Consider the following 11,250-nt stretch of genomic DNA (forward strand, 5'->3'; position numbering starts at 1 on the left):
ACGGAGACTAACTAGTAAGATGGATACCACTTCACGCACGAACCAAGAGTATGACCGGTGACGATGGACCCCGCCCGGATTCGACATTCCTCCCGGATGTGAAGACCGTCGAAGTCCTCCACATCGATGACGACTCGAGCTTTGCCGATCTCGTTGCGACGTTTCTCGAACGTGAACACGAAGCGTTCACCGTCCACACTGAGACCGATCCCCGAGACGCCCTTGCAGTCCTTGAAACGAGTGAGCGCTCTGTTGATTGTGTCGTCTGTGACTACGATATGCCAGGCTTGGATGGACTGGACGTCCTCGAACGTGTGCGAGATACTCACCCGGACCTCCCGTTTATTCTCTACACCGGCAAAGGCAGCGAGGAGATCGCCAGCGAAGCGATTAGCGCAGGTGTCACCGACTACCTCCAGAAAACCGGTGGCACAGAACAGTATAGCGTCCTCGCCAATCGGATTCTGAACGCTACCGAGGGATACTGGGCTGAGCGATACCTGAATCGTGGCCTCGAAGCCATCGAAACCGCACAGGACGGCATCAGTATCCTCAACGAAGACGGCTATATCGAATACGCGAACACTGCCTGTGCAGAAATGCTCGGCTACACCCGGGAGGAGATTATCGGTCTCCACTGGGAGACGTTCTATCACGACGACGATGTCGAGGACGTCTACGATGTGCTCCTCCCGGAAGCACGCGACGGCCGCTGGCACGGGACCACGACGTTCGTCCAGAAGAACGGCGAGAAAATCGATATCGAACATACGCTCTCGTACACGGAGGATAGGTCACTGATCTGCACGCTCAGTCCACAACCAACGATTGACGCAGACGCGTCGGATCTGTCTGCAAAAGAGCAAGCGATGGACGAAGCGCCCATTGGGATCCTCCTGACCGACCCCCATCAGGAGGATAACCCAATCATCTATGCGAACGACGAATTCACGGAACTCACTGGCTACGAGAAACCCGACGTTATCGGCCGCAACTGTCGGTTCCTCCAAGGCGCCGCGACTGCTGACGAACCAGTCCAAAAATTGCGGACTGCGATCGACAATCGAGAATCGGTAACCGTCGAGTTACGGAACTACCGGAAGGACGGCACTGAGTTCTGGAACCGCGTCCGCGTCGCACCGCTGTTCGACGACGACGGAGAGATCGACCTCTTCGTTGGGTTCCAAGATGACATTACGGAACGTAAACAGTACGAGGAACAATTGCAGTCCCACAGCGCACGACTGGAGGCGTTGTTCGAACACTCGCCGGACATGTTTGCAGTCCACGACATCGACGGTGTGATTCGAGACGTTAACCAGCGGCTGTGTGACGAGCTCGGCTTTACTGAGGCGGAACTTCTGGGTCGGAAAGTCTGGGATATCGACCCGACGGCCGATCCCGATCGGGCGTCGTCGTTCTGGGATACGCTCCCACCGAATACCCCACACCGCTTCGAGGGCGAACTCGAACGCAAAGACGGGTCAACGTTCCCAATTGAGGTGCATCTCATCCGTCTGAACTTGGATGGGGAAGACCGGTTTGTGGCGATGGACCGCGACATCAGCGACCAGAAGCAACGCGAACGCGAACTCGTCCAGCAGAACGAACGCTTGGACCGATTCACGAGCGTTGTGAGCCACGACTTGCGCAACCCGCTGCAAGTCGCTGAGGGACGCCTAGAATTACTGCGTGAGGACTGCAATAGCGACCACATCGACGAGATTGACCACGCGCTAGGCCGCATGGATGCGTTAATCGAGGATTTGCTGGCGCTCGCGCAAGCAGGCGAAGAAGCGATGGATCTTGAACCCATCCGGTTGCCGGAGCTCGTCGAATCCTGCTGGGAGACACTCCCGGAGACGACGGCGACACTAACAATTGAGACGGAACGGACTGTCAAGGCCGACCGCGATCAACTCCGTCAACTCGTGATGAACCTCCTCCGAAACGCGATTGAACACGGCGGACCAGACGTGACAATAACGGTCGGTGATACAGACGACGGGTTCTACGTTGCCGACGATGGAGCTGGACTCCCCGAATCAGTGAGTGGAAGCGTGTTTGAAGCAGGCTATACAACTGCTGACGAGGGGACCGGCTTCGGACTCAGTATCGTCGAAGAAGTCGCTAGTCGGCATGGCTGGGAGATCACCGCAACGAACGGACCAAGTGGTGGCGCTCGCTTCGAAATCTCTACCACCTGCTAATCGACGGTCTTGATGAAACAGACGAGAAAACGAGTTCAGAAACGTCGTTCACCCACGAAGTTCGCTACCCCTCAGGCTGATAACACTGTAGAGTGCCAGTCTGTCAAGGGCCAGCCATCGATTCTTTCGATATTGCGATACGCGATGGCTTGCATCATGTTCGTTTCTCTCGGACACCTTCGCGGCTGCGGGTCATGTCCTCGCAGTTCGGACACACACGTGGCTCGTCGATAGAGTCCGGTGTAAATACACGGACGTAGACATCTGTGACGTGGCTGCCACAGTTCTGGCACTCCGGCATACCAGTAGCAGTCATCTTATCGGTCATAGGCTTTCTGTCAGCGTCGAAACGAGCGAGTAGAACTATAGACGCGTCCACAACCGTTCCAGACTCAGTCTTGGGAAGCTCACAACGCAATACCTTGTCGCATAGATCGCCTGGCTATGAAGTGACAAATTTGGCGCCGTCGAAATCCTATTGATCAGATACTATGTGCGGTGAAACAGCCGGTAAGTGAGGATGCACACCGACCTCTTGCTGCAGTCGCTCGCGTTGCTCGCTCCTTGGAAAAAGCTCGACCAAAAGCCTGCGAGCCTCCCGATGGTCGGCTCTTGGCCTCGCCTTCGGCGAGCGAACCGGCGACCTTCCGGGTCCTCCGGACCGCTCGGTCGCCGGACAGCTGCGGTAACTAGATCCTCTGTACTTAGCAAGAATTACACGCTAGCCCCTCAAGGCCAATAGCTGGGACAACCGTCAATAGACTGGGATGAGATGGATATCAGGGACTGGGAAACAGTTATACCGGCGAGCGCTTAGGTTTAGTTGAATTATCTATCGCTCATTGTGGGCGACAAAAGCCGTCGCCAGATCTCTTCTGGCGAGTAATCAAATCCGACAGTCCCAACCCACGAGTAATGCCAGCATTCCCAACCAATTCTCCGCCGTCCAGAGCTACGAGTATCTACCCGGCCAGTCTACGTGAAGTCAGTACGCCACCACGACGCTTGACGCGACGTAAGGCCTCTACTGGGGACGCAATTGCCCGCCAAGAATTCGGTTTCACTGACGTTGAAGCCCTTGACGACGTAACAATCACCCACTACGGTCCCGGGACAAATCAGGCGATCAACTCGATTCTTGTCCCAATCGCGGGCGGCCCGAACAGCGATGCTGCTGTGACGCTCGCCAGCAGTATCGCCTCGGAGTGGGCCGCGTCAATTACGCTGCTGACAGTCATTCCAGAAGGCGCAGCCGATACTCAACGACAGGCAGCTAACCGGCGATTAGAGACGTACGCTGAGAGTATGGCTGACAGTTCGGTTGTGACAACTCTCGTTCGTAGCGACGATGTCGCCTCCGCAATCGCAACGGAAAGCGTCGCGCATGAGCTCCTTGTCATCGGAGCGTCCGAACGGTCACTGTTCAAACGATTTTTTCGCGGGACAATCCCTGAGCAACTCAGACAAGAAACACACGCACCAATATTCGTAATCAGTCGGTAACTCACCACCGCTGAATACTGCCGAACGAATGGAGCCCCCAAATATTCCCCTCGGCAGCGACAACCCCTTGGTATGGTTGAGTACTGTGATAAGTGTGGGACGGAACTTGACTCATCTCAGGAACGCCACCAGCAGTACCGAATCGAGCATCCGTCGGATTCCGTCGAGACACTGAAAGGGCGTCTGTGCTCGGATTGTTTCTGGGAGCTCAAAGAGTGGCTCGAAACAGAGAAAGTCACGTAACGGCGTTCCCCGATTGAGCGATACAGCGTCTGCCCTTGCCAATCTATGCTCGAATTTAATAGACGTTAAGGGTTTCAACAGAGCCACGAATTCTCACCCGCCGTACTTTAAGTGAGTTGTCCGACGAATACCCTGTATGAGCACGCTGGCGGACACAATCCAAATCGAGAACGTCGTTGCATCCAGTGATCTCGGCCAGGAACTCGCCCTCGACCAACTCTCCACAGACCTTCCCGGCGCCGACTACAACCCCGAGGACTTCCCTGGCATCGTCTACCGCCTCCAGGAGCCGAAGTCAGCCACGCTGATTTTCCGCTCGGGCAAAGTCGTCTGCACCGGCGCGAAAAGCGTTGACGATGTCCACGAAGCCCTCGAAATCGTCTTCGATGACATCCGCGAGTTAGGCATCGATGTCGCGAGTAATCCGCCGATCGAGGTGCAGAATATCGTCTCTAGTGCCAACCTGAAGCAATCGTTGAACTTGAACGCGATTGCGATCGGCCTGGGGTTGGAGCAAATCGAGTATGAACCCGAACAGTTCCCTGGTCTTGTCTACCGGCTTGACGACCCCGATGTCGTCGTCCTTCTGTTCGGCAGTGGGAAACTCGTGATTACTGGCGCAAATGAATCTGAGGACGCCCAGCACGCGCTGGTACACGTCAAAGACCGCCTCACCGAACTCGGCTTGCTTGAGTAATCCTCCGTTTATAGAACGACTACCACGCGAAAGGAGCTGTGTTGCTGGGGCGAGTAGCATCCACCTGGCTCTGAACACTGGGAACAGGGGTGTTACTCGCTGAAGTCGACGTACTGGGATTCCCAGTCACGACGAGCAGCAATTTCACGGCGGCCACGCTGTGTGAGCGTGTACACGTTCGTGCGCTTGTCGAGTTGCCCCTTCTCGACGAGGCCTTTGTCGACGAGGCCGTCGAGATTCGGATAGAGTCGGCCGTGATTGATGTCTTGCTCGTAGTAGTCCTCAAGTTCGTCCTTAACTGCGAGCCCATGTGGTTCGTCAAGCCCGGCGATCACATACAAGATGTCCCGCTGGAATCCAGTTAAATCGTGCATTCGTCTATTTCTCTTCTTTTCGCGGGTTGATTAAGTGTTCTCTGGTGCTCAGTGGAGAATATGCGATACGACGAGGTGAGAATTCCGCGTGAGAACTTCGAACCTTTATCTGGTGGGCAGGCGAAACCTACGATGGAATGTCTGACCTCATCGTCAAAGCAGCCGTGAAGGACGAACTTTCGGAGCACAACGTCGCGGCCGATTTCTACGACGCCCTCAACGAAGAGGTCGCCGAACTGCTCGACGACGCCGCAGAGCGTGCCGAGGCCAACGACCGGAAGACGGTCCAGCCCCGCGACCTATAGGCCTGCGTAACGCAGCCCACCCCGGCACTCGAACGTAGCTTTTTGAGGTTCCTGTTCAGAAGTTAGGAAACGGAGATGGCGGACGCACCGGATACCGAACGGCAGGCGGTCGAACCCGATGCGAGAGAGGTCCTTAGCGTGTCCCAACTGAACGACCGGATCGCGTCGGTCGTCCAGGACACGCCTGCCCTCAACGGCGTCCGCTGTATCGGCGAGGTCACCGACCTCCACCAGAACAGCACGGCGCTCTACTTCACGCTCACCGACGGGGAGGCCGAGCTCCCCTGTATGATCTGGGCGAACCGTTACCGGGAGATGGACGCCGACCTCGAGGACGGGACCGAAGTCATCCTCGAGGGCGATATCGACTATTGGGTCGAAGGTGGGAAAATCGACCTCAAACCGTGGGAGGTGATCGTCGTCGGCGACGGCGACCAGGCCGCTGCAGTCGAGCGTCTCCGAAGCGAACTCGAAGAGCGTGGCTGGTTCGACGACGAGCAGAAACAGCAACCGCCGGCGTTCCCGGAGCGGGTCGGCGCCGTCACGTCCCTTCAAGGAGACGCCCGGTACGACATCCAGAACGCGATCCACGGACAGGACCCCACTGTCGACATCTTGGTGAAGGACGCAACCGTCCAAGGGTCGAACGCGCCGACGTCCATCGCGAACGGCATCCACCATCTCGACCGCTCGGAGGACGTCGACGCCATCATCGTCGGTCGGGGCGGTGGGAGCGATTCGAACCTCCAAGCCTTCAACACCGAGCGGGTTGCGGAGGCGATCTTCACCGCCAATACCCCGGTGGTCACCGCGATTGGACACACTGACGACCGGTTAATCGCCGATCAGGTCGCGGATGTGGCAACGATCACGCCGACGGCCGCCGGTGAGTATATCGTGAATTCCCGCGAGGAGTTCTTGGCGGGCGAAGTCAAGCCGCTGGCACAGCAACTCGACGCCGCGTACGAGACCTTCCAGCAAGAGCACGAACATGAACGGGAGCTTGCCGAAGCAGTCGACGAGGCGGCCGTACCCGAGGGCCTCCCGCTGGTCTATTACAAGGCCGCAATCGCTGTGCTGTTGTTGCTGTTGTTGGCTATCACTGGGCTTTGGTTGGGGGTGATCTGAGCGTGGCAAACGACCAAGAGATTCACGACCGGCTGACCCGTGTCGAAGAAATCATTGAGCAGCTCGATGCGGATGAGTGTGATCTCGATGAAGGGACAAGGCTCCACGAGGAGGGTCAGGAACGCTTGGCCGAGGTGCGAGAAATCCTTGACAACGGGCGTGGAGAGGTCGTGGAACTCGAGTAGAGCGCCTTTCCAACCTTAACCAACAGACAACGGCATCTAACCCCGTTGTTGGTTAACAGTACCTTTGCAAGGTGAACGAACTCTCCGGTTATAATTTACTTTAGATTTTTGCGCCAGTTGGTGGCCAGAAAGCATATACCGATCTTCTAGCTATCGCACCACCATGGACCGGGGCTCAACCGGTGCATACCCACCCCGCACATATGATCACACGGGCAGTCACCATCGAAGACATCGATGATCTGTACCTGACGTGGAACAGCCATATCAACGGGTCCGCCCTCTACCGCCGCGCCCTCCGAGATGAGATGGAGCTTCGCGACATCGACCCCGACGAGCTTCGAGATCTCTTCGAACGGGCCCGCGAACAGGGCTACACGAAAGACGAGATCGTTGAGGAGACCAATCGCTACGCCGATCTCAAAGCACTCGTCGACGACGCAGAGGAGTAACCCGCTATGTCACAGGATAATACGCCCTCCGAGACAGCTTCGAATCGTGCCGACAGCCAGTCCACGGCATCGAGTAGGCTCCCCAGGCAAGCTGTATTCATCGTCGTCGTCCTGAGCCTGTTCGCTGTGGAACCCGCCGCCGCACAGACGAACGCCGTCTGTAGTGCAGACAACCTCCCCAGCATGATCGAGGGCTTCTTCCAGCTTACCACGGCGCTGGGGATTGTCGGCCTCGCGGTCGTGTGGCAGGCCGACTCCCTTATCGAGATGTTCACGATCACGCCCGAGCAAAAGAAGGGTCTCAAGCGCCACAAGCGCTCTGCGATGAAGTCCGCGGTCGTCCTCGTCGCCCTCGGCCCACTCTACACCGTCGCTGGGTCGATGATGAACCTCCCGCTGGCGCAGTGCGTCGACCTCGCCCCCTGGTAGGCGACTACCACCCCCGTCGCGAGCCCCCATGACACAACGAGAGCTCTCCGTGCTAATGGCCGCCCTGTTCGTGACGAGCCTAATCACGGGTCTCGTTACTGCAAGCCCGCCACGACCAGGCACGGAGGGGAATGGGCTCACCGAGAACGAATCAGCGACGCTGTGGTCTCGGGACGCGGACAACTACATCAGCCAAGGGGAGTACCAGCAGCGCTACGGCGAGAGTCGGACCGCGATGTATCAACTCGCAAACGGGACAGACATCACGTTCACGCGCCCGCCGGCGACAGCTGCAACGTGGACGCGAAACGACTTCGGTGACCTCGAAGCTGGTGGGTCAGATACCTCCGTGCATCCGCCCCACGCAACCCTCGAAGACGGGGTGTTCATCGAGGACGCCCATGCGACGGTGTTCGCGGTGCAGCCGTCGACGCGAAGTCACTTGGAGACGGGTGAAACCCCGCTCTATATCGCGCCGAACGGCACGATGCGGGGGTTCGTCGACTATCGCGTTCGCGTCCCGAACGGAAGCTCTTCGGGGAACACGACGATCGAGTGGTCGCTCACGAGCAACGAGGTTGAGGAGGTTCGATTGAAGAAGGACGGCGAAACCATCGTCGAGCGCGACGGCTCGCACACGCCGGCCCTCGACTACCAGATCGAGGATGACTGGAGTGCAAACCTCACGCTTGAAGCCGAAATCAGCGTCCGGCTGAAGAAGACCACGCGAATCGACCGAGGCGACGAGACCGATGTCGAGGTCACGTATCGTACCGAGTCGCTCAACGTCTCGGATTCGATCGCCGTCGAGATCTACGACCTCTCGGCGTACCCCTACTACGCCGAGTATCCCAATGGTGACGCTGGTGTGGCTATCTTCCAGTCCAGACCGTGGCAGGGGTACACGCTCACAGAGAACGGAAGCGCACGAGTGCGTGGCGTCTGGCGGTTCTACACCGCTCGGAACACCAACTGGGATACACTCGTCAGGTCGAACCAGACCGACAGCGCCACCGTCGAGTCTGACGCGATCCCCGTGTACGTCCACGCGTACCCTTCGCGGATCGGCCCGAGGGCTGAACCAGTTCGCGATGGCCCAGAGATCATCGACACCTGGGGCACTGACCGACCGTCCCCGGTCGGCACGCTCGGCGAGAACATCAACATCGACATCGTCAACCAGTCGTACACGACGACGTACGGTGTTGCGGTTCGCGCCGAGACCGTCGACCGCGACGCGCTCCAAGTAGCGGGGCTCGTGCGGGGTGTGAACGCCTCGATTGTGGCACCTGATGCTGGCTCTGAGCGGCAGCTCCGGCGCAGTAATCTGACTGTTGAGGTGCTCCAGCAGAACGAAAGTCAGGCCACACTCCGCATCGAACTCCGGGACAACGAGACCGGCGCACCAATCGTGCTCAGCGATCCCGACCGACGATATCCAATCGGCGGGAACACTCGAAACGGGTACATCACCATCGCGGAGCAACGTGTTGAGACCAACGCCTCCGGGGTGGCGATCGTGACGATCGACGAGCCGGGTATCTACACGGCTCGATACCATCCGGGTTCGTGGCTCGGGCACGACCCCGCGTATGTGAGTGCGACGGCAACTGCTCGGTGGCATCCGCTCGGCACCATCGACGGTTGGTTCGCGTTCATTTACGAGGTCGGCTGGCAGCTCATCCCGTTTCTTGTGATGTTCTACGCTGGCAAGCGACTTCTCCGAATGCTCGGTCCAGAAGACATCTTCCAACGGAACCCATAGTCCATGACTAGAAACCACCCACACATCAGTCGGCGAACCGCCCTCCGAACAGTCGCAGGTGCTGCGCTCGTAAGCGTCGCTGGCTGTCTGAACGACAATGGCGGTTCTGGGACGCCTGGTGATGGAACGACCTCTCCAGATGGCAACGGCCCACTCACCCGTATCGCTGTCGAGGGAACCACACTCGTCGTCGAACTCTCCGGAGAGGCCGACGTCGACCAGGTCAACCTCATCCAACCGAACGGCGAGCTATTCGGAAAGCGCGACGTAGCCGCGGGTGCTCAACAGGTCTCATTCGAGATCGGCACCGCGTATGCGCCCGGTGAGTACCGCGTACTCGCGTTGAAAGGCGAGGAGACAGTAGTCGAGACCACGACTGAACTCCGTCCAGAGATTCAGATACAGGATGTCGGACTCTATCGGAATAACCCAGATAAGCCGTGGGACGAAGTCTATGGTGAGAGCGAGACGGACCGGATCAAGAATGGCGAGGCATTCGTTACGGTAGAGAACACAGGAAGCGGTCCGGAAGCGATAACTGAACTAATCTTCTCCGGGGACGTTCCCAATCCAATTGAGAACCCCAGAGGCAGTGGAATGCACGAAACCGACCGGGTAGTAGTTTCCCCCGGCGAGACGGCCGACCTGTTCAGTAGTTCGTTTCCGTTCGGTACAGAAACTGAGGACGGGATGGGATGCTCCCCAGACGGGAATAGTGGCCAGTTTACTGTTATCGTTGAGACACGGGTCGGTGGAAATCAGGTCTCAAGCACCTACAACGTTCAATACACTGGTTCCGACGATATGACTGATTGTGAGGTCACGATCACTGAGGTATAACGATGGTCGATCTCATTGATGTCGTCCTTGAGGGTATCAAGGGCGTCGTTGAGTGGTTCATTGGGCTGTTCATGGACGGTCTCAGATCAGGGTATGAAACTCTGACTGAGGGAATGTTCGGGACACCTACTCCAGAGACGAACGGAGCTTTTGTCTTCGGTGAACCAACCAATGCACCCTGGCCAGCGATTCACGATGCTCTCATCGGCGGCGAAATCATGCTGGTTGCCCTCTTGCTCCTCGTGATGAGCGTTCAGGGCCGTCACACGGTTCGGATCTTCAATATTGGAAGTACCTACGAAGCCCGAAAAACGAAGAAGACGGCCTGGGTCGGTGCTTTTCTAATCATTACGTGGTATTGGGTTGGAACTCTTGCACTCTACCTCGTTGATGGATTCACTATCGCCCTGATGCCGGAGCTTTCCTCGGTTACGGAGGCGATGATTGGATTCTTGGAGGTATCTATCACAAACCCAGGGCTGGGACTATTGTTCGCCGTGATTGGTGGAATCTCGATGTGGGCGCTGGAGGCGCTGTTCTACATCCGGATGATTCTGCTGTATGTCTACCTGTACGGAATGCCGATTGCATTTGCACTGGCCTACGGAAACATTCCGGTCGTATCCGATATCGCGATGGGGTTCTGCAAACGGTTTGTCCCGTTGGCTGTCCTCCCGCTCCCGGCAGCGATGGTCCTCAAGGGGTACGACTTGATCTACGGCGGTGGGACTCTCACACCAGGAACAGCGTTCCTCAAATATCTCGTTGCTGCGTCCCTCCCGCTGGTCGCCCTCTACATCACGTGGAAGACGTTCAAATACGCGACGCCGTTGACGGCCAAAGTCGTCGGCGGTGCAACAAAAGGCGCGGCACTCGTTGGCGGTGTCGCCGCTGGAGCCTACGTCGGTGGCGCCGGCGTCGCGACGACCGCCGCTCGGTGGGGGCCGAAAGCCGCCGCTGGCCACGCCGTCGCACAAAAAGCGGCTGCCCGCGGTGGACATGGAGGAGACGATGGCGGGACGCCATCGTACCGTCGAACAGAGAATGACCCTGGTGGAGCGACAGCGGAATCGGCGAGTGACGACCGTGGGATGGAGTTTGATCGAGGAATCCACTAAC

At 57.9% G+C, this 11,250-nt stretch carries 13 protein-coding genes; 11 read left to right on the forward strand and 2 right to left on the reverse strand.

What is annotated here, in order from left to right; all coding sequences use genetic code 11:
- Nucleotides 1-50 precede the first annotated feature (50 nt).
- A complete protein-coding gene (locus P0Y33_RS17270) occupies nucleotides 51-2,210 on the forward strand; it encodes a PAS domain S-box protein (protein ID WP_279530289.1) in 2,160 nt (719 codons plus the stop codon).
- A 154-nt stretch (nucleotides 2,211-2,364) separates the two neighbouring features.
- Here the strand turns inward: P0Y33_RS17270 and P0Y33_RS19265 are convergent, their stop codons facing one another.
- On the reverse strand, nucleotides 2,365-2,511 hold the full coding sequence (locus P0Y33_RS19265) for a DUF7563 family protein (protein ID WP_353635594.1): 147 nt from the start codon (nucleotides 2,509-2,511) through the stop codon (nucleotides 2,365-2,367).
- Nucleotides 2,512-3,125: 614 nt separating this feature from the next.
- Between P0Y33_RS19265 and P0Y33_RS19180 the strand changes: the two genes are divergently transcribed.
- Nucleotides 3,126-3,713 (forward strand): universal stress protein, encoded by a 588-nt coding sequence (locus P0Y33_RS19180; RefSeq protein WP_382215526.1) that lies wholly within the window; start codon nucleotides 3,126-3,128, stop codon nucleotides 3,711-3,713.
- 379 nt (nucleotides 3,714-4,092) lie between these two features.
- Nucleotides 4,093-4,653 (forward strand): TATA-box-binding protein, encoded by a 561-nt coding sequence (locus P0Y33_RS17275; protein WP_230892460.1) that lies wholly within the window; start codon nucleotides 4,093-4,095, stop codon nucleotides 4,651-4,653.
- A gap of 92 nt (nucleotides 4,654-4,745) precedes the next feature.
- Here P0Y33_RS17275 and P0Y33_RS17280 read toward each other — a convergent pair whose 3' ends face one another.
- Nucleotides 4,746-5,027, reverse strand: a complete 282-nt coding sequence (locus P0Y33_RS17280) for a PadR family transcriptional regulator (RefSeq protein WP_279530290.1) — start codon at nucleotides 5,025-5,027, stop codon at nucleotides 4,746-4,748.
- A 137-nt stretch (nucleotides 5,028-5,164) separates the two neighbouring features.
- Here P0Y33_RS17280 and P0Y33_RS17285 point away from each other — a divergent pair, with 137 nt between their 5' ends.
- From P0Y33_RS17285 to P0Y33_RS17320, 8 genes are all read left to right on the forward strand, one after another.
- The gene (locus P0Y33_RS17285; RefSeq protein ID WP_279530291.1) at nucleotides 5,165-5,332 is read left to right on the forward strand and encodes a DUF1931 domain-containing protein; all 168 of its coding nucleotides are present in this window, start codon (nucleotides 5,165-5,167) and stop codon (nucleotides 5,330-5,332) included.
- A gap of 75 nt (nucleotides 5,333-5,407) precedes the next feature.
- Nucleotides 5,408-6,460 carry an exodeoxyribonuclease VII large subunit gene (xseA, locus tag P0Y33_RS17290; RefSeq protein ID WP_279530292.1) on the forward strand — a complete coding sequence of 351 codons (1,053 nt, stop codon included), beginning with the start codon at nucleotides 5,408-5,410 and terminating at the stop codon, nucleotides 6,458-6,460.
- Between the two features lie 2 nt (nucleotides 6,461-6,462).
- Entirely contained in the window at nucleotides 6,463-6,645 is a 183-nt protein-coding gene (gene xseB / locus P0Y33_RS17295) for an exodeoxyribonuclease VII small subunit (protein WP_049987856.1), read from the forward strand.
- 203 nt (nucleotides 6,646-6,848) lie between these two features.
- The gene (locus tag P0Y33_RS17300) at nucleotides 6,849-7,097 is read left to right on the forward strand and encodes a hypothetical protein (RefSeq protein WP_279530293.1); all 249 of its coding nucleotides are present in this window, start codon (nucleotides 6,849-6,851) and stop codon (nucleotides 7,095-7,097) included.
- Nucleotides 7,098-7,103: 6 nt separating this feature from the next.
- The gene (locus P0Y33_RS17305; protein ID WP_279530294.1) at nucleotides 7,104-7,526 is read left to right on the forward strand and encodes a hypothetical protein; all 423 of its coding nucleotides are present in this window, start codon (nucleotides 7,104-7,106) and stop codon (nucleotides 7,524-7,526) included.
- Between the two features lie 28 nt (nucleotides 7,527-7,554).
- Nucleotides 7,555-9,291, forward strand: a complete 1,737-nt coding sequence (locus P0Y33_RS17310; RefSeq protein WP_279530295.1) for a hypothetical protein — start codon at nucleotides 7,555-7,557, stop codon at nucleotides 9,289-9,291.
- Between the two features lie 3 nt (nucleotides 9,292-9,294).
- A complete protein-coding gene (locus P0Y33_RS17315; RefSeq protein ID WP_279530296.1) occupies nucleotides 9,295-10,131 on the forward strand; it encodes a hypothetical protein in 837 nt (278 codons plus the stop codon).
- A gap of 2 nt (nucleotides 10,132-10,133) precedes the next feature.
- Entirely contained in the window at nucleotides 10,134-11,249 is a 1,116-nt protein-coding gene (locus tag P0Y33_RS17320; RefSeq protein ID WP_096396456.1) for a hypothetical protein, read from the forward strand.
- Nucleotide 11,250 lies beyond the last annotated feature (1 nt).

The organism is Halospeciosus flavus (assembly GCF_029814175.1).
Classification (GTDB): Archaea; Halobacteriota; Halobacteria; order Halobacteriales; family Halobacteriaceae; genus Halospeciosus; species Halospeciosus flavus.

Excerpts from the sequence above, each read along its gene's own strand:
- P0Y33_RS17270 (WP_279530289.1), top strand. The coding sequence starts at position 51 with ATGACCGGTGACGATGGACCCCGCCCGGATTCGACATTCCTCCCGGAT.
- P0Y33_RS19265 (WP_353635594.1), bottom strand. The coding sequence starts at position 2,511 with ATGCCGGAGTGCCAGAACTGTGGCAGCCACGTCACAGATGTCTACGTC.
- P0Y33_RS19180 (WP_382215526.1), top strand. The coding sequence starts at position 3,126 with ATGCCAGCATTCCCAACCAATTCTCCGCCGTCCAGAGCTACGAGTATC.
- P0Y33_RS17275 (WP_230892460.1), top strand. The coding sequence starts at position 4,093 with ATGAGCACGCTGGCGGACACAATCCAAATCGAGAACGTCGTTGCATCC.
- P0Y33_RS17280 (WP_279530290.1), bottom strand. The coding sequence starts at position 5,027 with ATGCACGATTTAACTGGATTCCAGCGGGACATCTTGTATGTGATCGCC.
- P0Y33_RS17285 (WP_279530291.1), top strand. The coding sequence starts at position 5,165 with ATGTCTGACCTCATCGTCAAAGCAGCCGTGAAGGACGAACTTTCGGAG.
- xseA (WP_279530292.1), top strand. The coding sequence starts at position 5,408 with ATGGCGGACGCACCGGATACCGAACGGCAGGCGGTCGAACCCGATGCG.
- P0Y33_RS17300 (WP_279530293.1), top strand. The coding sequence starts at position 6,849 with ATGATCACACGGGCAGTCACCATCGAAGACATCGATGATCTGTACCTG.
- P0Y33_RS17305 (WP_279530294.1), top strand. The coding sequence starts at position 7,104 with ATGTCACAGGATAATACGCCCTCCGAGACAGCTTCGAATCGTGCCGAC.
- P0Y33_RS17310 (WP_279530295.1), top strand. The coding sequence starts at position 7,555 with ATGACACAACGAGAGCTCTCCGTGCTAATGGCCGCCCTGTTCGTGACG.
- P0Y33_RS17315 (WP_279530296.1), top strand. The coding sequence starts at position 9,295 with ATGACTAGAAACCACCCACACATCAGTCGGCGAACCGCCCTCCGAACA.
- P0Y33_RS17320 (WP_096396456.1), top strand. The coding sequence starts at position 10,134 with ATGGTCGATCTCATTGATGTCGTCCTTGAGGGTATCAAGGGCGTCGTT.